We start from the raw sequence: 22,912 nt of genomic DNA on the forward strand, positions 1-22,912 counted from the left end.
CTACCTCAAACGGATACCTGACATAAAAATCTGATTTTTTATTGGCTAGCATCATGGATTCCCCAGATCAGGGCAACAGCAAAGCAAAAACAATCGGCACCCCCATAGCTGCAGCCGAAAAACCATTTCCACAGATCAGGCAAACAGATTTTTCATCCTGACCACCTGTACCCTGGCATCACTGACTCCCAGATAAAGCGTAGAACCATCATCTTCCTGTACACATCCTCCGGGAAAAATGACATCTTCCAAATCAGGACGCTTGGAAGGCCCGGGAAGCAGTCGGTTACGTTCCAATATAATCTGTGGCTCCCGGACAAGCTTACCGGTCATCGGATCGAGGACAAAGGTCATCGGATAATAATGTCTCCTGTTCCCCGAAGAATAACAGGCAATATGTCCAAGGACTCCAAGTGATCCATCGGACAAGACCTGGACATGGTTCACCCCGCCCCATTCATCGGATTCAAACAACCCGAGCAAAGGAGCCTGTAAAATGGATTCCTGCGAAAGCTCGTTCCATGAAGACAGCAACATGAAACCTATTTGTCCCCGCCCTGCAATCCTGCCGCCCTGGGGTCGGGTAAATACGGCAATCCGTCCGTCTCCTATAGTACAGAACCTCAGATCCTTCATGACCGCAGGACCTGAGAAGAAAGGGACATAGGTACCCTTTCCTGCAATTTCATAGCAAGCAGTTTTCCAACCCAAAGCCCTGCCGTCTGCAGCAAAATCAACATCCACCCCTCCTAACAGGAGTTTGGAACCATTGATGGTCCAAAACGGATCCTGCAAAGGCAAAGAAGGATATTCAAAGGCAGGTTTCCATGTTACCCCATTGTCGACCTGCTCAAACAATACGATCTTCGATCTTTCACTGTTCCTTGGTTCAACCCGTGCGGGAAGGATCTTCCGATTGTCAAGCAACAGAGGAAAAGACGGATTGTAGACATCCGCATCACCGACAGAAAGAAATTCCAGGTATCTGTCATCACATAAGGCCATCCTGGAACTTGAACGATAAGCTTTCAGCAAAGAAGCCACAGTATACGTATGAGCCATAATCCCTATACCAGCAAACCATCCAATGTAATATCGACTCTGCAGATACTGTTGTCTGCAGCACCATAGAATACTATGACCTTATCACCAGATAGGATTGCTGTGCAAGGGAAAACGGTCTCAGAAAAGAAACCTGACTTTTCATATGGCATCTCAGGCAACATCACTGGCTTTACCGACCGTGACAGGATGACAGAAGGATCCTTACCATCAAGCAACAAGGCACCCATTGCATACCTTTCCTGCATATCCACTCCATGGTAAAGAAGCAACCATCCTTCCGGTATATGTATCGGAGGAGTTCCGGCACCTATTTTCCCCCATTCCCAGGAATTGCCTTCCCTGCTGCTGCATAGATGCCTATGGTTACCCCAATGGACCAGATCCACAGAATCAGCCAACCAAATATCAGAGCTCCCGATATCGCCTGAAGGAGAGGGCCTGTGCAACAAGTAGTACCTGCCGTCTATGCGTTCAGGAAACAGGACTGTATCCTTATTTGTCGGAGGAAGGATCATTCCCAGTGACGCATAGGTCTTGAAATCATCGGTAACGGCAAGGGAAACCCCCACTCCATCTCTGCTTACAGATGAATACGTAAGATAATACTTACCTTCAAGTTCCGTAACCCGAGGATCTTCCATCCCCCAGGCTTCCGTCACAGGATCGGGCAATATACAAGGCGTGTCTGCGACCTGAAAATGATATCCGTCATCAGATATTGCCAACCTGAAGCTGGAAAAGCTTGTCAGTGCCACCACTTTTCCCGAACGACGGTCCCGTACGAGTCGGGAATCCGACAGATCCAGATGAGAATCATCACGGTCAAATGACAAAGAAGAAAACCCATTCCTATCCCAAAAAGGAACAATGAGCTTGTCTTCCTCTTGGGATATCATTCTCTCTGCAGTACGGCAGACCAAGTATACCCTGCCGTTCCGAAGTACTCCTCCACAATTGAATATGCCGACAACCTGCATTCCTTCTGCAGTAGGCTTGACGTCATCTATGGAAATGACAGGGTTTCCTTCATATCTATGCAAAACAGTGCTGTCCATATGTGCTCCCGGAAGGAAATCCATAAAAGGATCTTCCTTCTCTGAAATCTTTTATTTGAATTGCATGGCTATGCCTTGCTTGAAATATTTTGAAAAAGCCAGGAAAAGTATAAGTACAGGAAACGTAAGTATCACCGAGGCTGCATACAAAGGTCCCGGCAGATTACCCATCGGTTTGAACTGCGTCGTAATCAGTACGTTCAATGTCTGCATCTGCAGTTTGGGCGCCATCAGCATATCCCACATCAATTCCGACCAACGGCCTAGGAAAATTGAAAGGAACACGATGATTGAAATAGTCTTGCAAATCGGAAAGGCAATGGTAAAGGCTATACGGACCTCGCTTGCCCCATCAATTCTTGCAGATTCAAATATCGAAGAAGAAAGAGTCTTGAAATAATTATAATACATCAGGATAGCCCAGGCCGATATGGTGAAAGGGATGATCATACCAAGGTAATTGTTGACTAGAGGTCTCAGCAACATATACTGCGGTACAAGCAGGATAATGGTAGGGAAAAACATCTGGAACAAAAGGATGTCATAGATAGCTTTGCCACCGCTGAAACGAATCTTTGTCATAGCATAGGCAATCAAAAGGCCTGTCACCAACGCTATACCCGTAGAAACAGTACTGACAAACACTGAATTGAACATCGACCTGATCCACATCAGACGATTGTCTGCACCACCATTGGTCATGAGATAGCTATAACTGTCAGCAACCAGATGATGGGGAACCATAGATGTATCAACCTCAGCCCAAGGAGTAAATGACTGCAGCAGGATATAATAATAAGGAAACAATGACACAACTGCCAGAAGCAGCGCAACAGCAATTGCTATAGTGCGGGATTTCCGTTTCCGTAGATACATGACCGTCTTCCTCCCTATTCGGCTTCAGTGACATAGCGGTTGGAAATGGCAATGACCAATCGCAAAGTAATAAAAATACAAAGTCCCAGCAGAATGGCAATCATGGCACCATAACCGGATTTGAAGCTGACAAACGAAGTATTGTACAGTAAAAGCTGCCATGACAAAGTCGATTTTGAAGGTCCACCGCCAGTGAGCAGATACGGCTCGGTAAAAATACTATAGACCAATCCGGTTGCCAAAATGATGACACTTTGCATGGAAGATGCAATGATCGGCATGACAATCTTCCAGAACCGCCGCACACTTCCTGCCCCATCTATTTCAGCCGCTTCAAGGATTTCCGACTGTATCGCTTCATAGGAAGCAAACAGGAACAGGGAGTAGTAACCGCTGACTTTCCATACGATGATGAAGACAATCACCCAGAAAGCAACTTTAGGGTCAGTGAACCATCCTACATTCAGGTTCCATGCCGAACGGAGCCAAGTATTGAAGACAGAACTATAGCTGAAGAAATATCGAACGAATACTGAGGTTGCCACTCCGCTGGTCAAGTAAGGAACAAAAAATATGACCGAAAATATTCCTTTGAGACTTGCCGGCAAGTTGTGCAGTACCGAAGCAATTCCCATGGAAAGCAAGCAGACCAAAGGAACGATGGCAACCAGATATTTCAATCCATTGAAGAAAACCTTGCTGACATTGGGATCTTTCAATGCCGTCTTCAAATTACCGAGGCCAACCCAATTCCAGGAAAGCGCCATCAAGTTCCAATCTGTACCAGCCAGCCAAAAAGCCCAGATCAGCGGCAATGCGAAAAGTAATGCCGCATAGAGCACATAGGGAGATACAAATATCCACCCGGTAGCATTTTCCTTTGCATGATAGTGTCTGTTCATGTCAGGTTGACCTCCTTACTTATTTACTGCAATGAACCGGCAGTCTTCATGCCATCCATGGCAGCCTGTACGGCATTGCTGGCATCAGGTGCTGTGAAAGGTGCCTGTTTTGAAGTCTGTAGGATATAATCACACAAGCCATCTTCGCCGAGTGCTGTAAGGATATCAGACATTGCACCATTGGCCATGGCAGGAATGGAATGTGGAATCAGCTTCGCCTGGTCCTGAAGTACGGGTTTATCGGCAATATAGGCCGCCAACGTGGCATTTGTCGTCGTATCACCACGCATCGGAAGCATACCTGTCGTCTTCAGCCAATCAAGATCCGTCTGTGCACTACGGTCTTTCGCATATACCCAGGACACAAAGGCAATTGCACCTTTGTGCATTTCTTCAGTGACATTTCCGCCTTTATAGAAAACCAGTCCTTTTGCATCAGCAAACGTATAAGGAATATCGCCTTTTTTCAAGACAATCGGTGCACCATAGACGTAGTCACCATCAAGTCCATACTTCAAGCCAGCGGCTTCATATTTTGACACATCCCAAGGTGCACTGATCTGGAAGACATAAGGTACCTTTTTTTTCTCAAATGCCGTCGTATCCTCAGACATCTGTATGGTATCACCGAACATGCCAAGGAATTCAAATACTTGTTTGGCTACCGCAGGATCCATGACAAGCTTGTTGTCCTCAACCAAACTCTTTCCTCCGGAAAATGCATCATATTCCATTTCGAAATCATACCAGCGGTTCCACCAAAGCTCTGGCCTTCCAAGTTCAGACCTAAGGAATACATGGGAAATACCCATCTCTTTCATCTTTGTATCTTTGAGCTTCTCAAAGTTGGTCAGCAAAGTCTTTATGTCAGCAGTAGTTTCAGGCACACGATCAGCAAAACCCAATGCCCGGAGTGCATTTGCATTCCAGTGATAACTCATGGCATTTGCGTAAATCGGAATGACATACTGCTTACCGTCAATCTTCCAGCTAGGGATAATGCTTTCCATCTTCCGGTTGGCAATGATATCCTCGAAGAACTGTTCGTCCTGGATATCGTATACACGACCAGAAGTTGCTAAAGTCGCAGCAAATCCCCTGTTGATGTTCGTCGACAATGCAGGAGCCGTATTGGTGGCCAGCGCATTCTGTATACCGGCTTCTGAAGAAGGAGTCTCAGGCATCATCTGTGCACTGATCTGAACTGTCTTCCCATCTACCTTCACACCAGCAGCATTGAACTGCTGAATTATTGCATCCCAGAAATTATACTGTCCCTGGTTAGGCGCAGTCCAGAAACTTACGGTCAAAGTATCAGAGGTCGGATTCTTTTCTTCCGAGCTACCATTTGCAAACGCAAAGGAACCCAGCAAAATCAAAACCAATATCGATACACCTATCTTCTTCATAGATTACCTCCTTTAATAAATAAAAAAGTACTTTACATAGATGGTATATATCAGATTTGTTAAGTTGTCAAACAATATTTTAACGTTATTAAATACGTTACAAATAATACAATCTTATTTTTTCCTAAGTTACCTCATAAAATTAAAAAGATTTCAGTTAAGAATAGAATAAAATTTCAAAAAGTAACGTTACAGAATTACGTTACTGTGCTATAGTGGTGGCAAAGGAGCCGGTATGGGTAAAAAGACTACACTTCAGCAAATTGCACAAAAGGTCGGGACCAGCAAGATTACGGTTTCCCGTGCTTTGAAAGGCCAGGAAGGTGTAGGAGATACACTCCGAAAGCAAATCCGACAGGTTGCATCTGATCTTGGGTATGAACAAAAAAGACTACACACAGGGGGACACCAGATTCGTGTTGCTTTTCTTACACCGAAACGTTTCTATTTGTTTACGGACTCTTTTTATCATGTCATCTACTACCATTTGAATACCATCTGCAATGAAAGGGAAATGAAACTAGATCTTTTCATTATGGAAAAAGAAGATGAGGAAAAAGGTTCCCTGCCTGATGGGCTGGACCACTATGACGGAATCATTGTCGGTGGAGAGATTTCTCGTACAATCATGAATGCCATAAATGGAATTTCAATTCCGCATGTCGTAGTTGACTATGATCCTATGGACGACCATTCAGACTGCGTCAGCATCGACAACTTCCGTATCGGGACCATACTTGCTGAATATCTGGTCCGACGTGGTTACAGAAAAATCGGATTCGTAGGCTCTTATCTTCAGTCATCAAACATAGCAGACAGGATCCTCGGTTATAGAAAAGTACAGTACTACCATCACCTGCCCAATGATGAATCATGGCTCATCGACAACTACGACAAAGACACTGACAACTATCTGATAGACATCCCGCTGCCAAAGGAATTGCCAGAGGTCTTCATCTGCCATTGTGACAGGGCAGCATATTATTTCATGGAACGGTTGAAGAGTTTGGGAATTTCTATTCCTGGTCAGGTTGCCATCGTCAGCATCGACAATACGGAACTGGCTGCGTCGACAAAGCCTCCGCTCACCAGCATGAATATTGACAAGCGACTGTTTGCCTCGGAAGCATTACGACTTTTGGAAGAGCGAATTGAAGGTAGAAATGAACTGAAAAGAATATATCTGGATACACAGCTCATCGAAAGGGACTCTGCTCCCCGACGATAAGTTCTTCCGATAAAAGACTACAAGAAGTATCTCTACTTACAGTTCCGACAAAGACAGTTGAAATTGATACAGAATAACCAACAGTGTCCAAATGCATAAAATAAAGACCGACCGATTTGAACCGATAATTTTATGTTGTCTCGAACATTTCATTGACTGAGATAAATTATCTACACAATTTTGCAATAAAATTGCAAATACATGAATAAATATTTAAAATTATCACTTGAAATAATACTTATATGCGTTATACTCGCATATAGGAGGAAACAATTATGTTACTTTCTTTTTCCGTAGAAAATTTCAAATCATTTGTATCCCAAATGACATTTTCAATGCACCCAGCCTCGAAACAAGTTGATCTTTCCTACAGCATCTTAAAAGAAACCATAAAGAACAAGGAAATCAAAGCAATCTGTACTTCTGTCATCTATGGGCCTAATGCAGCAGGAAAATCAAATGTCATCGGAGCTATGGATGTATTGAAGAAAATTGTCCTCCGAGGAAATATAAGGAACATCGAAGAAGGCAATAATCCTGATCCAGCTTCTGCACATCTTGAACTGATTCCTAATTGTTGTCTCAAAAAACAAAAACCGGTCCGGTTTTCAATTTCCTTTACCCAGGACAACCATATATTTGATTATAGTCTGACGATTGATTTCGGAGATTTTGGCAATCAGGATTATGACAGAAACATCAAGGAAGAGACGCTTTCCATTGATCAGCACCATTGTTTTACACGAAGCAAAAATACTGTTACTGTCCAATCATTTTCACTACATAAGGGGAAAGGCATTGCAAAGGAAATGCCTTTGCTGGAAACACTTGCGACAAAGGGTCTCGTAGCACAGGAACTTTTTCTGACCAATGGATTCAAGTCTATCTTTGAACCCCAACTTGTAGCCTCAATGGTCACTTGGTTCTCTGACAAACTTTTGGTCGTATACCGTTCCAACAGTATCAAGACAAGCCCGAACATAAAAGATGCAAAAGGAAATACCTGCTATATATTAAAACAGACAAATGATGTTGCTAAAAAGTTTGGTGCCGGTTTTGGAGATATCGGCTATTTTACAAAGGATGGAGAGCAACAACCGAAATTGGTTTCACTCTTTCCAAAAAGGAAGCTACTGATCAATGCAGAGCAGTTTGAATCCTATGGAACGGTCAGGTTCATGAACCTTTTCCCCATTTTATGGAAAACCATTCAAGATGGGATTACCCTCTTGATTGATGAATTTGATGCCTCATTGCATCCTATGGCTGTAATGAGTCTCATCAATGTTTTTCATAATGATGAAATCAATACCCACGGAGCACAGCTCATCTTCAATACCCAGAATCCAATTTTTCTGAATAGCAACTTGTTCAGAAGGGATGAAATCAAATTCGTCGAACGCAATCATACTTCAAAAGAAAGTATGCTCTATGCCCTTTCTGATTTCAAGACCAATGGCAAAAACGGAGTAAGGAAAGGAGAAGATTATCTTAGGAATTATTTCATCAGCAAGTATGGCGCACTAGAAGACATAGACCTTTCACCACTATTCGCAAACCAGGAAAACGATAATGGAGACAACTAGAAAATATTACTTTACAGTTGAAGGAGAAACAGAGAAACGATACCTGACGTGGCTGCAAAAAACAATCAATGCCACAAATGAAGCATCTGCAAATGTTTCATTTTCTATCGGAGTAAAAACAAAACCTACAAGCTTTGTCAAAAAACTATCACTTGCAGGCGGGAAACCTACATCTATTGCTCATATCGCTGATATCGGAGGACCAAGCAGTACAGACATACAAAAAATAGACAAGCTGCTTATAGATCTTAAAAAATCTCAAAAAACAAAAAAAGTTTCCTATATCTTCGGCTATTCCAATTATTGTTTTGAATTATGGATTATCCTCCACAAAATGAATTGCAATAACCATATGCCAAACAAAAATTCATACCTTGCCTTAATCAACAAAGGTTATGGTATGCAGTTCAGATCATTGTCTGACTACAAAGAAGAAAAAAAAATTCCAAAAGATACTTGCCACACTTACATTGGATGATGTCAGGTCAGCCATAACAAGGGCAAAAACAATCCAATCAATCAACAGCCAAAATCAGGGTAAGATCCATACCTGTGAAGGTTATAGTTTCTATATCGACAATCCTTCATTGAAGGTCCAGACTGTTGTTGAGACTATCTTCAAAGACTGTGATATCCTCTGATTCAGATTATAGTCATCAACGAACAAGAACAGTAAAGAGAAATTGCATTGAAGTATTACCATTTCACCTGAGGCATATTACATCCTTTCACGAAACTATCCTGACACTACATTACCTTTCGAGTTCTTTACCATAGGCAATAATACATCCACAGCATAATTGAAATATCTGGAGCTACTACACAGAAGGTATCGGTTATTTCTTATAAATATAGCATTCCATTGCAATCAGAAATAAATGTGCGGAGAATAAGAGCTCTATTCTCCGCAAAAGATGCGGACTATATCTGGTTATACTCCGCATTTTCTGATAGTATCTTGAGTATGGAAGCATATATCTGGCAGAATAAAAGCTGGCCAAATTTTACATGGAATACCGATGAAATACATACGGTATCTGAAGCTACTGAACGCAAACAGGCAGAACTTGAAGGAGCAATGGCAGCACTCGGTTTTTCTGTACGCCAGGAAAGCAATATTTCTGCAATAAGTAGCGAGATAGAAAAATCAGCTCAGATTGAAGGCGAGCACATCCCGCAGGAAGATATACGTTCGTCCGTTGCCCGTCATCTTGGAGCAGAAAATATTCTGACAGCGGAAGCAGTACACCGTCTTAATATAGGTAAGATTCCAGAAAGAACCGACTATATAGTCAAAATAGTACTTGATGCCATAAAAAACTCTACGGCGCCGTTGACGAAAGAACGGCTCTGCTTATGGCAATCACGCCTTTTCCCTTCCGGGATATCAGGCGGTTATAAAATTACGACAGGCAGATACCGTCTTGATGAATACGGACCGATGCGTATCATCTCCGGAAATATGGGAAAAGAAACCGTTCATTATATAGCTCCCCCTGCAGTTACACTGAACAAAGAGATGCATCGTTTTCTCAATTGGTTCAATAAACCTGCATCAGTAGCCGGTGGATATGCTGTAAAAAGCGCTGTCGCCCATCTATATTTTGTAAGTATCCATCCGTTTGACGACGGTAACGGACGTCTTGCCCGAATTCTCGCTGATATGATTCTTTCACAACGGGGAGACGATTGTCTTTTCAGCATGTCGGCACAACTTCAGAAAAACCGAGCCGCTTACTATGCTGAACTTGAAAAAACACAGCATGGTGACCTTGATATAACCGACTGGATTACATGGTACCTTACTTGCATGACCGCTGCTGCCGATGAAGCAATGAAAGAAATACAGAAAACGGGAGATCGGATAGTATTCTGGAAAGCCGTAAATGAAAAAATATCGCTCAATGAACGTCAGCGCACGATGCTCGACAAACTGCTTGCAAACTGGCAAGGAAAACTGACAACTTCAAAATGGGCATCAATCTGCGGCTGCTCCCAGGATACTGCATCTCGGGACATCAACAAACTCATTGAAGCCGGCATCATGAGAAAGGAAGCTGCCGGGGGGCGAAGCACATCATATGCGATCATAGAAAAAGAAAAATAAGAATTTTGTCTTACCCTGATTCAGCCCGGTGTTTGCTTTCTGCAGGACAGGTTAAAATCAAAACTTACCAGCTCCATTAAAAAACTATCTTTTCTTTTCAGGCAGGAAAACTACCCAAGGCACTTATATTGTTGATATCAAAAGAACAATCAAAACAAACTTAGGGGAAAATGCAACTATGTATCCAAAATGGTCATAACATGCAAAAAGGTATCCCGATATCAATCATTGCTCTTTGAATTCTTAACCATAAGCAAAGGTACAGCTACAGCATGCTTGAGATACCTGGAGACACTGCCATAGAGAGCATCGGTAAAGCCCTTGTGACCATGGGTTCCCATAGCAATCAGATCATAATCTCCCTTGTTTATCTCCTTTTCCAACTCTGTCTCAGGTTCTCCGCTAAGCAAAAGCTTGTCAGCTTCGATACCTGCTCCATCAAATTTTTCGAGGACTTTTCCCAAACAATCAACGGCTTGCTTCTTCAGGGCCCGGTCCTGGTCAAGGGTATGGGAGTGAACGACATGGACAAGCGTTACTTTCGTCGGAGACCCATCAGCAAGTCTGATGACAAGATCAAATATCGCATCATCGGCTGATGAACAATCAACAAGGACAAGAATATGTGAAAATGGCGACATCACGCACCTCCTATACAGACTTAAGCAAAAATAGATTCAAAGCAATGATAAGAGCTGATATGGCAATCAATGCCAGGAATTCACCGTTTCTACTGCGAAAAACACCCATAAGCTTCTTGCTACGGCAAAGTATCAGAAGTGGAATAAGTGTAAACGGCAATTGTATGCTCAACACTACCTGACTGAAAATCAATATCTTATAGGTATCGACACCAAGCAGGATAATAAGAAAAGATGGAATTGCAGTTATGAAGGTAGCCAGACGATAGAGCAACGTCCGGGGATCTTCTGGTTTTCCAAGGAAACCGGTAATGACATTGACCTCAGCCATGGATGAGGTCACGGAAGAACCGACACCAGAAAATACCAATGCTATGGCAAAAAGGAAACCAGCAACAGGCCCAGCCAAAGGTACCAAGGTCTTTGATGCATCTGCAATGCTGGTTACTACTTTTCCGTTTGCATGGAAGACCCTTGCTGCGACAATAATCATAGCACCATTGACCAAAAGACCAAGCAGCAAAGAAGTTACCGTATCAATCCTTTCATATCTAAGCAACGATTTCTTCTGCTTGTCATCTATGCCCCATTGCCTTGAATGGATGACATTGGAATGAAGAAATATATTGTGAGGCATGACGACAGCTCCGATCATACCCATAGCTATGTAGATACTGGAACTGCTGAGACGCGGATTGAAGAATGACGGCAAGGCTTCATGCCAGTCAGGATGGACAATGACAAGTTCGGCTACATAGCATAAAGCTATGATACCAAGAAATGCAATGATGGTCCGTTCCAGTTTATGATAACGCTGTCCGACAATAAGGAATACTTCAAGAAAAACTGTAATCAATGCCCCAAGCCATAAGGGAAAATGAAACAACAGTTGGAAACCTATGGCTCCACCCAACAATTCGGCTACGTCAGTAGCAACACAGGCAGCCACGACAGTAACACCAATGATTGCCACAATCGGCCCAGGAAACCTTTCCCTGATGTTCACCGCCAGAGACTTACCTGTTGCAATTCCCATTTTTGCAGCAGCCTGCTGGATAACCATGAGCATGACTGTGCTCAACGTAATTACCCAGAGCAATGCGTAACCGAACCTTGATCCCCCTTCAATATTGGTTGCCCAGTTACCGGGATCAATGAAGCCTACGGTAACCAGGAATCCGGGACCAAGGAATGACAACAACCTTTTAAGCCTTTCCTTGTATTTCATGCCATCAGTATAATCATAGTCATTTTTCTGTTCAACAAACTGTTGATAATAATGGAAACAATTCAAATCCGATAACAAAGGAATATCTCATCTTTTTGTCCAAATAGCCAAAACAAATATCTGAACTGTATCTTCCCATACTCAAGCACATGTCCAAAATAGAGAAAAATTACCTTTTGCTGTTGCATTATCAGGATTGTGAACTCTTGGATATAAAGCTTTATAGCTCTCAATCGGTTACCCTTGCCAATCTACAGAAAATGGGACTCCTGCACTTAAAAGGGAGGCGGCATTCCTGCCGCCTTCCCTTGCATCAATTCTGCTGTTCCTTGTCTGAACCAAGGTCGGCATCTCCGCCCCACTTCTTCTGCAGGAAATCCAAATCGCTTGCAAGACGTTCGACCGCATTCGTCAGACGGGCAGCATCTTTTTCTTCCAACTTCTTGTTCCTGCTTGCCTTGATCATCCGGACAATGACATTTTCCAATTGTCCTCGCCCAGTACTCAGTTCCTTCAGTGCTTCTTCCAATTGTCTCATCACAGAAGAAGGCAGAGGAGCTTCGCTCTGCTTCGGCAGCTTGGCAAGATCTGCCAGCGAGAAAGTTTCCATCATATCAGGCGCATAAGCCTTGAGTCCAAGTTCCTTGCAGACATATGCAGCAAACCATTGGGCAACATCTTCTTCACCATGGTTGACAAAGACTTGCTGAGGTTCTTTATGGAAAGCCTTGAGCCAAGTTATCAGTCCAGCTTGGTCGGCATGACCGGAAATACCTTCAAGCTCACAGATTTCACATTTGACATCAATCTGCTCTCCGAAAATTGTCACATGGCGTGCACCATTGAGAATGGAATTGCCCAAGGTACCACCTGCCTGATAGCCCGAAAAGATGACCATGCATTCTTTTCTCCACAGGTTATGTTTCAGATGATGTTTGATTCGTCCGGCTTCACACATCCCACTGCTGGAAATAATGACAGAAGGTTTTGTCCTCCGGTTCAGAGCCTTTGACTGCTCCACGTCCGTAATAGTAGTCAAGGAAGGAAAGATGATAGGATTGATCCCTTTGTTGACCATGTCCATGGCTTCCTTATCATAATAGCCCTGCACACATGAAGCAAAGATTTCCGTTGCCTTTACGGACAGAGGAGAATCTACGAATACCGGCAGATTACTATACTCCGGCAACAGCTTGTTATCTATAATATATCTGATCAGGTAAAGGATTTCCTGTGTCCTGCCAACCGAAAAAGCAGGTATAATCACATTGCCGCCTCTATCGAATGTCCGTTTGATCATCTTCGCAAGTTCAGCAGCACGGACCGATGTCGGTACATTGTGTCCTACTGCACCTTCAGGCAGTTTATGCAACCGATTACCATAGGTAGATTCAATAACCACTACATCAGCATCATCAAGATAGTTCGGATCTTTGATTATCGGTTGATCGAAATTGCCGATATCCCCGCTGAATACCAGCTTGCGTCGGACACCGTCTTCCTCAAGCCATAGCTCTATTGAAGAAGAGCCCAGAAGATGTCCGGCATCGACAAACCGGCATTGGACACCTTTGCCTAAATCGACCACTTTTTCATAATCAACGGAATTGAAATACTGCATGCTGTTCTGTGCATCTTCAGCAGTGTAGAGAGGTTCCACGGGCCCTTTGCCTGCTCGGATCTGCTTGCGGCTTTTCCATTCGGCTTCCATTTCCTGGATATGTCCGCTATCGGCAAGCATGATCTCACAAAGTCTTTCCGTAGCCTTGGTACACCAGATCTCGCCCTTGAAACCTTCCTTGACAAGCTGAGGAATCCTTCCTGTATGATCTATATGGGCGTGAGTCAGCAGTACGATGTCAATGAGAGCCGGATCAAATAGAAAATCATCTCCCATATCCCTCTCATCGTTTCCCTGTGGCATGCCGCAGTCAATAAGCAAGGCCAACCCATGGCAACGCACCAAGGTACAGCTTCCAGTAACATGTCTGGCTGCCCCATAAAATGTGATCTCCATAACATCTCCTTTCCTCAAGTATACCCCTAAAAAGTCATGCTGTGAACCAAATTTCATCCTTTACTTTTCCAGAAAGCAAAGAGAATACAATATGGCAGCAACAATATATGGAATAAGATGTACCCATATTACCTACATAGCCATATAGGCAACAATGTTTACTCCGGGGCAGAAAAAACATACCCATCACTATTTCCTGCAGACGATACCTCTTTCCTCTCCTCAGCAGGAAGCACATCTCAAAAGAAAGTTACCTTATAGTTGCAACCATACAGGATTGCCGTCAAGATTTTTCAGTTCAACCCTCAAAATGTATTTTTTCAGCATTGGTTACACATATCGGCAACAGAAATGTCATTCCAACTCCTTGCTCAAGCCTCTCAGCACAAGATTCAAAATAAAAGCAATAAGCCCAAAGACCATTATCATGACAAATGTACTGCCATAAGAACCACCGGACAAATCCTGAAGCTTACTGGAAATCAGAGGGCCGAACAGAGCCGCAGGAATAAGGCAGAAATTAGCTACGCTGAAATTTACAGGATAATTCTCTGAACCAAAGAAACCATTTATTACGGCCGAAGTCAACGCAGGAGACCCACCATAGCCGATTCCTATCAGCATCAACCCAAGGAAAATAAGCAAGATGCCAGTAGTCATCGCACCACAGAACAATACGGATCCACCAAGAAGCATAATAAGGCTGTTGCACATCATCGACTTATGACGGCCTATTTTGTCAAATAAAGTTCCCATGGTTACGCGTCCTGCACCATTGAATATGGAAACTGCCAGCCCAAATACAGCAGAAGCCCCGAAAGCTACTGCAATGGTGGCAGCACTGTTGATTATCATAAGTCCTGCTGCACTTATGATGGTGAACCAAAGGAATGCAACCCAAAAGGCAGGTGTTTGCAACATTTGGCCTACCGTATATTCCCTCCGTTTCTCCTTACAGCCATTTTCCGATCCACTAGCAGCATCAGAAACTTCAGCAGATACTGCAGCAGGCATCCGAATGAAAAAAGATCCGATTGCAAGGACAATTGCAATCAGGATAGCCAGCCTAAAGAAGGTAGCAGTAAGCCCGATTATCCCGATCACAGCATTTACCACACTTCCAAGCAACAGACCACCAAGGCCAAATCCCATCAATAGTATTCCTGAAGCAAGACCCATATTGTCAGGAAACCATTTTGTCACGGTGCTGATGATCGAATTATACGCCATGCCGACGCCTGTTCCACAGCATATTCCATAGAAAACATACAGTTTTTGCAAACTTGTCCCCGGAACAGTCGCATCTATCGTCGAAACCATCCAGAAACCGACAAGCAGCAACCCTGCCGCTATCAATACGATATATCTTCCCTGCAGAATATTCCTCAGCTTGCCGCTGAAGGATCCCCCCAAGCAGAAAAAAATCATCGATATCGTAAATGTCATTGAAATCTGTGTAGCAGTCCACCCCGGGAACATAGCTTTCAGCGGTATCCTGAAAATAGACCACGCATACAACAATCCCAAGCACAGAAGCATAACCGTACCTACCGTCAGGTATACCCACCGTTTTGCAGAAGTTCTTTCCATATTTTCCTTACATCCTCTACGTTTTTTCAGCACCTCTGTGCTGTATATGTTCTTCCTTCGCACAACATACCGAACATTCCAGAAAGATCAGGGAAACAGTAGTAGATATACAAACAGGTAAAGCTAATTTTCCCCCTGCAAGCAGAAGTTTCTGCAACTTTTTCGGAAAAATTTCGTACTTGCAACAGATTATTTTACCATTTGCCGAGTCCCCGATGAACAGCAACAGTAAATCCAGAAAGCACCAGCTGCCGCTACTTTCCAGATTACAGGCAGTCCCCATCCGACATGGAAGACAGTGTATGTACAATCAATTCTGATGTCTAGAATACCAATCAGATCATATTGTATCCAATGACAATATAGTTTTAAGACACAGGACTGCAAAATTACACTGTTCCAAAATCAAAGCATAAGAAAACAACCTCTACAGGATATTAAGGAATTACCACTTTCTGCCATCGCCACAAAAGGTCCCTGGCAATCAGAAAAACAAAATATTCTCTGAACAACATACCTATTTTTTACTGAGAGTTACTGCTTGTAGCAGATGAAGACCCGATGTCAGCCAATAGTTAAGAAACGATTACACGCTGGCTATATCCACAAAATAATTACCTATAACATATAAAATAAATGATAACAAATCAAACATATGAACAACTTTTTCAAATAGGAGAAAGCTCCTTAGTCCGCCGTATGCAGACAATTTGGAAACAGAAGATCCTTCTTACCGCTACATTCTCCACAAACGTCCGAAGCATAGACAATACGATCCACGTTTCCTCTTTCTGCCATCAGAAAACAAATTCCATAGCCATGATGGAACTACACAGCAGGATGCAAAAACAAACGGCATCATGACAGTACTTTCTCCTATACACATAACATTACCATTATGAATATATGCTGTAATTGATATTACACAGCAAGCAAAACGCGACCTACACTTATTAGCAGAAAGGATAGAGAGATGGCAAGAAGTCCGATCGATTTCTTCATCCAAAAGAGTACAGCCACAGTCCGGAACATATGTAATTCTTCCATTTTACCTATCCGATTCCAACGGAAAGTTTTTTGACAAGATTGCAAAAGTAATAGTACTTAAAAGCAAAGGGTTCCTGTTTGAAATCCTTGTTCTTGATGTTTCAATGATAAGGAGGCTTTGTATGGCTTTTGATTTCAATATAATGAGGTCATTGATTTACGTGGATGTCGTCAAGGAAGAGTATCGGGTAAAATTGCAACACTGGCTTTATGCACACCATATCCCGGAAAGCATTTCACACTTTTCTCCATATGTGACGAAATATGCATTCTACAATGCACTTCCCAGTCCTGACAAAGAAGAAAGATTCGGGACTGTAAGAATGCAGATGACAGAACATTATTGGCTTGTCGATGAGAATCTTCCTGAAATGGCCTGTCGGACTCTGAAGGAATACTTCCCTATCGATGTCCTGAAATGGCAAGGAACTGTTCCCGAAGATACTCCCGAAGAAAATCTCACAGGTGATGAAGCCAGAAGATCAGGCAAGGGTACGGCACATCCGTTTGTCTTTGCTTTCGTCCCCGTCTGTTGGGAAAATGATTTGAAAGGTAAAGGACGTACTATTGAAGATGGGCCAAATTACAGATGGCAGTTCATGCTTTCTTATCCGGAAGGGACGACAAAGCAAGAAGGGGACAAATGGTTCTTCGATGAAGTCATTCCTTATTTCCAAAAAAGCAACAAAGCAAATAGGATATTGTCAAGTTCAGTCAGGCAGGAAATCGACAACTGTCCTTATTCACGTGTTACTGAGATTTGGTTTGATGGTCCGGAAGAATGGAAAGCCGTAGCAGTAGATGGTTCCAAATGCATCAGGAAACCTGAATGGGCCCAGACGACAAGTTTCCCTTATCTTCATCCGTTCCTGAACTTCACCGGTATATTCCTGGCAGATTATGTAAGTTCCGACAATCTGACGCAATATCATGGGTATCTGACCCTACGCTAGAAAAGCCAGGAGATATTTCTTTTGATTTCTTGGAAGAAGTATCTCCTGATATCAGAAAATTTTCTCGCAGACAGTCAACAAGAATAATCATACACCAGTTTTTTCTCCCTCGGCCACAACTTCCAAGCAATTTGCTACAGAGGGGAAAAATCAGACAACACAGGCTTCTGTAAGGTATACCGACTTACCTATGCAGGTCATATTCAGGAGTTTTCATCACCTAGATAGATACAGGGAGGAATTATCACTATGGCTATGTCAAAGTTACTGATCATACATAATCTCAAGGATTTCAATGCATTGCCGGCACTTGAACGCTGGTTCAGGCGTTATCACGTACCAGAAGTACTTACTCAATACCCTTGGACAAACAGATATCTTCTCTACCGAGTCATTCCAGAACCGGACGGAGCAGAAAGATTTGGATTTTTCAACTATCGCGTACATGAAAACTGGGTTACTGGAAGTGAAAGCCGTCGTGGAGAAAGAGGACTGCTTTCCATGACACAGCAACCTTATCCTGATGCAATGGATGCCATTGTTGTAAACATGCCGGCAGAACCTACAGATGACTTCCTGGGTTCTGACTTACATTTCGATGACCATACGATTCTTCGTTGGGTATGCGTATTCCGTTATCCTGACGGGGCCGACATTGACAAGGCAGATGATTGGTACCTGAACGTACATGTACCTGAAATGAAGAAAACCCCTGGCCTTAACCGATACTTCAGTACAAAGGCTTATATTTCTGAAAAATCACCGTTGCCGCAGGGTGACTCATTCAAAAAACACATGGACCTGTTCTATCGACAGTGGCATAGGGTAACTGAACTTTGGTTCGATGACAGCAATAGCTGGAAGAATGGTATCATCGGCAATCTTCCGAAGCTGACAAGACCTTCCTGGGCAACAGACGGTAACTATCCGTTCATTATCCCCGGCAGTGAATTCATTTCAACGTTCATCCTTGAAAAACCAGACAATGATTTCATCAAAGAAAGAAGCAGCCTTTATTTCTAACAATCGGGCTGAACAATTCAACAGAATATGGCTCAGCCAAGAAATATGTTGATAATCAGCATAACAAACTGACATAAGTAAGGAGAAGTATGAATTATGGCAGAAGAAAAAACAATGTATCCTAGGTACAGATGGTTTGTCTGCTTTGTAATGTTTATTGTCATAGCTGTAAATGCCGGGCTTGTTCTTATCGGCCCGGCCCCATTGGTAGGAGAAATATCAAAGGCAACACAAATTCCAATCGGAACGGTAACATCCGTAATGATGTCTTCATTTACCTTTTTTGTTTTCCTAGGTTGTATTTCATCAGCTTTTCTGATTGATAAGATCGGAGTTGCAAAAGTCTTTATCATCGCTTCTGCCCTGACGACGGTAGGGGCAGTCCTTATGCCGACAATGGGGAACTCATTGGGAGGAATCCTTTTCCTGAGGCTTCTGCAAGGCCTTGGAGCCGGACTTTGCATGGCCACCCCTGCACAATTGTCCAGTGAATGGTTTTCACCTGACCAAAGAGGCATTGTCATGGGAATATTCGGAGCCAGCATAGGCATAGGTACTGCCATCGGATCAAGTATCTTCCCTGCAATCTTCAATTCAGTAGGAAGCTGGACAGCAACGATAGCATGGAGCGGTGTTGCTACGATATGTGCATTGATCCTTTCCTTGGTCTTTTTCTTCGGACCCCAGGTATCAAGGCAAAAGAAACAAGACAAGACAACAGATGCACAAGCAGCCACAATTGCTGATGGTAATGAAACCTTCAAGAAAATTCTCAGGGAATCCTCTTTCTGGATTTTCCTGGTCATAACATTCATCTTCTCATGGATCCAGCAAGGTTACAGCAGCTTTATCCCCGGCTACCTTGCAGTAAAGCAACCCATGGGACTAGGCTTGGGTTCACAGACAGGAGGACAGCTTTTCTCCTATTATTCATTGGCCTTTACTGTCGGGGGCTTGGTCGGTGGATTTGCAAGCAGTCTGCTTTTCAAGAACAAATTGAAAATCGGCATAGCTTTTGCCTATATCCTGTCAGGACTCTTCAACATTTCCGTACTGCTCCCGGATATCGGCTCCCACTCTGTTCGTCTGAGCATATTCCTGATAATTGCAGGCTTCTTCCTTGCATGGGCCAATGTAATGACATTTGCTTATCTGACTGAGTGTTTCCCTGCCAATGTCATGGGCAAGACCGGTGGATTGGTGCAGGGAGGTGGTATACTCGGTGCACCAATAGGCATTTCAATCGGAGCTCTGCTTCTCAACAGCAACGGTAGCTACACTGCTACCCTCCTGATTTTCGGAGTACTTGGTCTGCTGGGTTTTATCTGTTCTTTCTTACTGAAAAAATCAAGGACAGTCTCACAGACAAAAGCCTGACTGGCAACATAAAAACGGTGTACGAAAGCACACCATCGGGAAAAAACAAGATGAATACTATTTCTTTATATATGCACCACGTAGGGATGTTTGTCTCCGACTTGGATACAAGCATCTCATGGTGGAAACGCATGTTTGGTTTTTCACTGGTAAAAAAAGGCAACAATAGACTTCCAGGACAGGGTATCGTATCCATTGCATGGATTGAGAACCCGAATCACTCATGTTATCTCGAACTGTTCCAATATGACGGGCTGAAACCGTTTACCATGGAAAACTATTTCGGCACGCTGGGAACAAAACATATCGGTTTATATGTAAGGCACGAGGATTTCCTCAATCTGAAAGCACATCTGAAAGCCGAAGGTGCCAATATTGTAGTTGATACACGCTGGCCCAATGACCAGTTTGGAGATTTGATCGAACCACTGCCGGCCACAGCAGATCCGAAAGAATCATCAGGTGTCATCTTCATTACGGATCCTGATGGAATATGGATAGAAATCATGGAAGAATATTATCCGGGCATAGGCCCAACCAGATCAAAGATACTTTTGTAAAAATTACCGCTATAGACAATTCATTTATAGCAGAGATAGGTCGTACTTTTGCGTTGTCCATAGCTATGCTATCTGATTCATTATCACGGCACTGACAACAATAGTTTTTCCTGCCAGCATAAGAGTACACTGGTCATATCGTACATACACAAATTACTTCAGCATATACATTTCATCTAAAAATCCTTTTTCTCTGACAAGAAGGAACTTAGCCTGTCTACAGAAAGAACATCCTGTGTCCAAGGACAAGAATCTATCCTGATAATTCGCTTGCAAGCTCTTGGCTTGCAGGTTATCATGAAAAAGTAGATCCACAGTGACTACCCATGCAGGAGGAACGACAATGGACGAGCACAACAAGGCGTGCTTCAAGGCAAACGCCATGGAAACGATTGAAAACCTGAAAAAAAATCAAATTACTGCTTACTATGTTGAAGACAAGCAACAGGCAGTACAAAAAGTCACATCATTGCTGAAAGCAGGAGAAACCGTCAGTGTCGGAGGGTCGATGACATTATTTGAAACAGGAATCATCGATCTGCTGCGCAATGGAACCTATAAATTCCTTGACCGTTATGAAAAAGGACTGACAAAAGACCAAGTGAACGAAATCTATAGGAAAAGTTTCTATGCTGACACATACCTTGCCAGTGCAAATGCCGTGACAAGGCATGGTGAAATACTTGAAGTCGATGGCAACGGCAATAGAGTCGCAGCAATTACATGGGGTCCGAAACAGGTTATCCTTGTCGTCGGCATAAACAAAATTACACAGGACCTGAGCAGTGCGGTAGAACGGGTCAAGAATATTGCGACCCCTTCAAATACCAGACGGCTCAAAGTTGATACTTTCTGCATGAAGCATGGACATTGTATCAGCCCATACTGTGACGCACATAATCTGATGGCTTTGTCTGCAGGCAGTTGTCCTGACAGCATCTGTTCAATCAGTACGGTCTTTTCCCACCAGTTGCATGCAGGCAGGATCAAAGTCATCATTGTCGGTGAACAGTTAGGTTATTGAGACAGGAGGAAAAAATGAAAGACTTCATCTACTATGCTCCCACAAAAGTCATATTCGGCAAAGACGTGGAATTACAGGCAGGGGCACAGCTGAAAGCATTCGGGGCAAAAATAGTCCTGGTACACTATGGTTCCGAACGGATTGTAAAGAACGGACTCATGGACCGAGTGCTGGAAAGTATCCGCAAAGAAGGAATCAAGACTGTGGTATTCGGTGGTGTCACCGCAAATCCAAAGCTATCACTGGTAACAGAGGCAACTGAATTTGCTCGAAAACATAATGTTGACTTCATTCTGGCCATCGGTGGAGGATCTGTCATAGATTCCGCAAAAGCAATCGGGTATAGCCTTGCAGACAATGAAAAAGGAAATGTCTGGGATTTCTATGCAAAGACACGGACACCGAAGGGATGTATTCCCATCGGTACGGTGCTGACCATTGCGGCAGCAGGTAGCGAAATGAGTGACAGCAGCGTCATTACCAATGACCATCTGCATCTGAAAAGAGGCTATAGCAGCCAATATGCCAGATGCAGGTTCGCTTTGGAAAATCCGGCACTGACAGTTACCGTACCTCCTTACCAAAGTGCCAGCGGCGCCTTTGACATAGTCATGCATACCCTTGAGAGATACTTCTTCAATGGACCGAGAACCAGTCTTACCGATGAGTTGGCAGAAGGCCTGATCCGATCAGTCTTCAAGGCCATCAGACAAGTCCTTGACAACCCGAAAGACCTGGATGCCCGGGGCAACCTGATGTGGGCCTCATCCCTTGCTCATAACGATTTGATGCAATGTGGCAACGGTACAAGAGGTGACTGGGCCTGCCATCAGTTCTCCCATGAACTAAGCGGTATGTTTGACAGTGCCCATGGAGCATCCATTGCAGCAGTCTGGACACACTGGGCATCCTATGTGTACAAGGAAAACCCCAAAGCTTTTGCACAGCTCGGTAATCGCACCTTTTCCATTGCTCCTTCAGGAGACATAGAGGAAGATGCACGCAATACGATCAAAGAAATGAAACATGTCATCGAAAGTATCGGCTTGCCGACAGACCTGCATCATCTGCTAGGCAAGACCCCGACTGATGAGGAAATCGAATTGCTAAGTGAACGGTGTTCGTTTAATGGGACGAGGACCATTGGAAATATCAAGAAACTGGATAAGGAAGACATCAGATCCATCTATCGTTCTGCCAGATGAACACAGACGAACAAAGGCC

20 protein-coding genes are annotated in these 22,912 nt (G+C 43.5%); 11 read left to right on the forward strand and 9 right to left on the reverse strand.

Going from position 1 to position 22,912, the window contains the following annotated elements:
* Nucleotides 1–135: 135 nt before the first annotated feature.
* The 5 genes from LKE40_04830 to LKE40_04850 are packed head-to-tail and all read right to left on the reverse strand — an operon-like array spanning nucleotide 136 to nucleotide 5,307.
* Complete coding sequence (locus tag LKE40_04830) at nucleotides 136–1,062, reverse strand: DUF1861 family protein (protein ID MCH3916780.1); 927 nt, start codon at nucleotides 1,060–1,062, stop codon at nucleotides 136–138.
* Nucleotides 1,063–1,067: 5 nt separating this feature from the next.
* Entirely contained in the window at nucleotides 1,068–2,144 is a 1,077-nt protein-coding gene (locus LKE40_04835) for a glycoside hydrolase family 130 protein (protein MCH3916781.1), read from the reverse strand.
* Nucleotides 2,145–2,171: 27 nt separating this feature from the next.
* A complete protein-coding gene (locus LKE40_04840; protein ID MCH3916782.1) occupies nucleotides 2,172–2,996 on the reverse strand; it encodes a carbohydrate ABC transporter permease in 825 nt (274 codons plus the stop codon).
* A 14-nt stretch (nucleotides 2,997–3,010) separates the two neighbouring features.
* Complete coding sequence (locus tag LKE40_04845) at nucleotides 3,011–3,898, reverse strand: sugar ABC transporter permease (protein ID MCH3916783.1); 888 nt, start codon at nucleotides 3,896–3,898, stop codon at nucleotides 3,011–3,013.
* Between the two features lie 23 nt (nucleotides 3,899–3,921).
* Entirely contained in the window at nucleotides 3,922–5,307 is a 1,386-nt protein-coding gene (locus LKE40_04850; GenBank protein ID MCH3916784.1) for an ABC transporter substrate-binding protein, read from the reverse strand.
* A gap of 235 nt (nucleotides 5,308–5,542) precedes the next feature.
* On the opposite strand from LKE40_04850, the gene LKE40_04855 reads away from it, so the two are divergent.
* From LKE40_04855 to LKE40_04875, 5 genes are all read left to right on the forward strand, one after another.
* Nucleotides 5,543–6,535 carry a LacI family DNA-binding transcriptional regulator gene (locus tag LKE40_04855; GenBank protein ID MCH3916785.1) on the forward strand — a complete coding sequence of 331 codons (993 nt, stop codon included), beginning with the start codon at nucleotides 5,543–5,545 and terminating at the stop codon, nucleotides 6,533–6,535.
* A 275-nt stretch (nucleotides 6,536–6,810) separates the two neighbouring features.
* Complete coding sequence (locus LKE40_04860; GenBank protein ID MCH3916786.1) at nucleotides 6,811–8,121, forward strand: ATP-binding protein; 1,311 nt, start codon at nucleotides 6,811–6,813, stop codon at nucleotides 8,119–8,121.
* Nucleotides 8,108–8,599, forward strand: a complete 492-nt coding sequence (locus tag LKE40_04865; GenBank protein MCH3916787.1) for an RloB family protein — start codon at nucleotides 8,108–8,110, stop codon at nucleotides 8,597–8,599. Before LKE40_04860 ends, LKE40_04865 begins: the two co-directional genes overlap by 14 nt.
* Nucleotides 8,592–8,762, forward strand: coding sequence for a hypothetical protein (locus LKE40_04870; GenBank protein ID MCH3916788.1), 171 nt, complete (start codon nucleotides 8,592–8,594; stop codon nucleotides 8,760–8,762). The genes LKE40_04865 and LKE40_04870 overlap by 8 nt, the downstream gene beginning before the upstream one ends.
* 323 nt (nucleotides 8,763–9,085) lie before the next feature.
* Entirely contained in the window at nucleotides 9,086–10,228 is a 1,143-nt protein-coding gene (locus tag LKE40_04875; protein MCH3916789.1) for a Fic family protein, read from the forward strand.
* Nucleotides 10,229–10,449: 221 nt separating this feature from the next.
* Here the strand turns inward: LKE40_04875 and LKE40_04880 are convergent, their stop codons facing one another.
* From LKE40_04880 to LKE40_04895, 4 genes are all read right to left on the reverse strand, one after another.
* Nucleotides 10,450–10,869: a universal stress protein gene (locus tag LKE40_04880; GenBank protein ID MCH3916790.1), complete on the reverse strand. Its 420-nt coding sequence runs from the start codon at nucleotides 10,867–10,869 to the stop codon at nucleotides 10,450–10,452.
* Between the two features lie 10 nt (nucleotides 10,870–10,879).
* A complete protein-coding gene (locus LKE40_04885; GenBank protein ID MCH3916791.1) occupies nucleotides 10,880–12,097 on the reverse strand; it encodes an Nramp family divalent metal transporter in 1,218 nt (405 codons plus the stop codon).
* Nucleotides 12,098–12,410: 313 nt separating this feature from the next.
* A complete protein-coding gene (locus LKE40_04890; GenBank protein MCH3916792.1) occupies nucleotides 12,411–14,114 on the reverse strand; it encodes an MBL fold metallo-hydrolase in 1,704 nt (567 codons plus the stop codon).
* 354 nt (nucleotides 14,115–14,468) lie between these two features.
* Entirely contained in the window at nucleotides 14,469–15,704 is a 1,236-nt protein-coding gene (locus LKE40_04895) for an MFS transporter (GenBank protein MCH3916793.1), read from the reverse strand.
* A 1,169-nt stretch (nucleotides 15,705–16,873) separates the two neighbouring features.
* Between LKE40_04895 and LKE40_04900 the strand changes: the two genes are divergently transcribed.
* The 6 genes from LKE40_04900 to LKE40_04925 all read left to right on the forward strand — a co-directional run bounded on the left by LKE40_04900 (nucleotide 16,874) and on the right by LKE40_04925 (nucleotide 22,893).
* Nucleotides 16,874–17,704 (forward strand): acetyl-CoA hydrolase, encoded by an 831-nt coding sequence (locus LKE40_04900; GenBank protein MCH3916794.1) that lies wholly within the window; start codon nucleotides 16,874–16,876, stop codon nucleotides 17,702–17,704.
* Nucleotides 17,705–17,953: 249 nt separating this feature from the next.
* Nucleotides 17,954–18,727 (forward strand): hypothetical protein, encoded by a 774-nt coding sequence (locus LKE40_04905; protein ID MCH3916795.1) that lies wholly within the window; start codon nucleotides 17,954–17,956, stop codon nucleotides 18,725–18,727.
* 96 nt (nucleotides 18,728–18,823) lie between these two features.
* Nucleotides 18,824–20,104 carry an MFS transporter gene (locus LKE40_04910; protein ID MCH3916796.1) on the forward strand — a complete coding sequence of 427 codons (1,281 nt, stop codon included), beginning with the start codon at nucleotides 18,824–18,826 and terminating at the stop codon, nucleotides 20,102–20,104.
* A 50-nt stretch (nucleotides 20,105–20,154) separates the two neighbouring features.
* Nucleotides 20,155–20,664, forward strand: coding sequence for a VOC family protein (locus tag LKE40_04915; GenBank protein MCH3916797.1), 510 nt, complete (start codon nucleotides 20,155–20,157; stop codon nucleotides 20,662–20,664).
* A 343-nt stretch (nucleotides 20,665–21,007) separates the two neighbouring features.
* Entirely contained in the window at nucleotides 21,008–21,688 is a 681-nt protein-coding gene (locus LKE40_04920; GenBank protein ID MCH3916798.1) for a lactate utilization protein, read from the forward strand.
* Between the two features lie 14 nt (nucleotides 21,689–21,702).
* Nucleotides 21,703–22,893: an iron-containing alcohol dehydrogenase gene (locus LKE40_04925; protein MCH3916799.1), complete on the forward strand. Its 1,191-nt coding sequence runs from the start codon at nucleotides 21,703–21,705 to the stop codon at nucleotides 22,891–22,893.
* Nucleotides 22,894–22,912: the final 19 nt, after the last annotated feature.

The sequence above is a fragment of the Spirochaetia bacterium genome (assembly GCA_022482625.1).
Classification (GTDB): Bacteria; Spirochaetota; Spirochaetia; order Sphaerochaetales; family Sphaerochaetaceae; genus Pleomorphochaeta.

Coding starts and splice junctions, on each gene's coding strand:
- LKE40_04830 (MCH3916780.1), bottom strand. CDS start 1,062: ATGGCTCATACGTATACTGTGGCTTCTTTGCTGAAAGCTTATCGTTCA.
- LKE40_04835 (MCH3916781.1), bottom strand. CDS start 2,144: ATGGATTTCCTTCCGGGAGCACATATGGACAGCACTGTTTTGCATAGA.
- LKE40_04840 (MCH3916782.1), bottom strand. CDS start 2,996: ATGTATCTACGGAAACGGAAATCCCGCACTATAGCAATTGCTGTTGCG.
- LKE40_04845 (MCH3916783.1), bottom strand. CDS start 3,898: ATGAACAGACACTATCATGCAAAGGAAAATGCTACCGGGTGGATATTT.
- LKE40_04850 (MCH3916784.1), bottom strand. CDS start 5,307: ATGAAGAAGATAGGTGTATCGATATTGGTTTTGATTTTGCTGGGTTCC.
- LKE40_04855 (MCH3916785.1), top strand. CDS start 5,543: ATGGGTAAAAAGACTACACTTCAGCAAATTGCACAAAAGGTCGGGACC.
- LKE40_04860 (MCH3916786.1), top strand. CDS start 6,811: ATGTTACTTTCTTTTTCCGTAGAAAATTTCAAATCATTTGTATCCCAA.
- LKE40_04865 (MCH3916787.1), top strand. CDS start 8,108: ATGGAGACAACTAGAAAATATTACTTTACAGTTGAAGGAGAAACAGAG.
- LKE40_04875 (MCH3916789.1), top strand. CDS start 9,086: ATGGAAGCATATATCTGGCAGAATAAAAGCTGGCCAAATTTTACATGG.
- LKE40_04880 (MCH3916790.1), bottom strand. CDS start 10,869: ATGTCGCCATTTTCACATATTCTTGTCCTTGTTGATTGTTCATCAGCC.
- LKE40_04885 (MCH3916791.1), bottom strand. CDS start 12,097: ATGAAATACAAGGAAAGGCTTAAAAGGTTGTTGTCATTCCTTGGTCCC.
- LKE40_04890 (MCH3916792.1), bottom strand. CDS start 14,114: ATGGAGATCACATTTTATGGGGCAGCCAGACATGTTACTGGAAGCTGT.
- LKE40_04895 (MCH3916793.1), bottom strand. CDS start 15,704: ATGGAAAGAACTTCTGCAAAACGGTGGGTATACCTGACGGTAGGTACG.
- LKE40_04900 (MCH3916794.1), top strand. CDS start 16,874: ATGGCTTTTGATTTCAATATAATGAGGTCATTGATTTACGTGGATGTC.
- LKE40_04905 (MCH3916795.1), top strand. CDS start 17,954: ATGGCTATGTCAAAGTTACTGATCATACATAATCTCAAGGATTTCAAT.
- LKE40_04910 (MCH3916796.1), top strand. CDS start 18,824: ATGGCAGAAGAAAAAACAATGTATCCTAGGTACAGATGGTTTGTCTGC.
- LKE40_04915 (MCH3916797.1), top strand. CDS start 20,155: ATGAATACTATTTCTTTATATATGCACCACGTAGGGATGTTTGTCTCC.
- LKE40_04920 (MCH3916798.1), top strand. CDS start 21,008: ATGGACGAGCACAACAAGGCGTGCTTCAAGGCAAACGCCATGGAAACG.
- LKE40_04925 (MCH3916799.1), top strand. CDS start 21,703: ATGAAAGACTTCATCTACTATGCTCCCACAAAAGTCATATTCGGCAAA.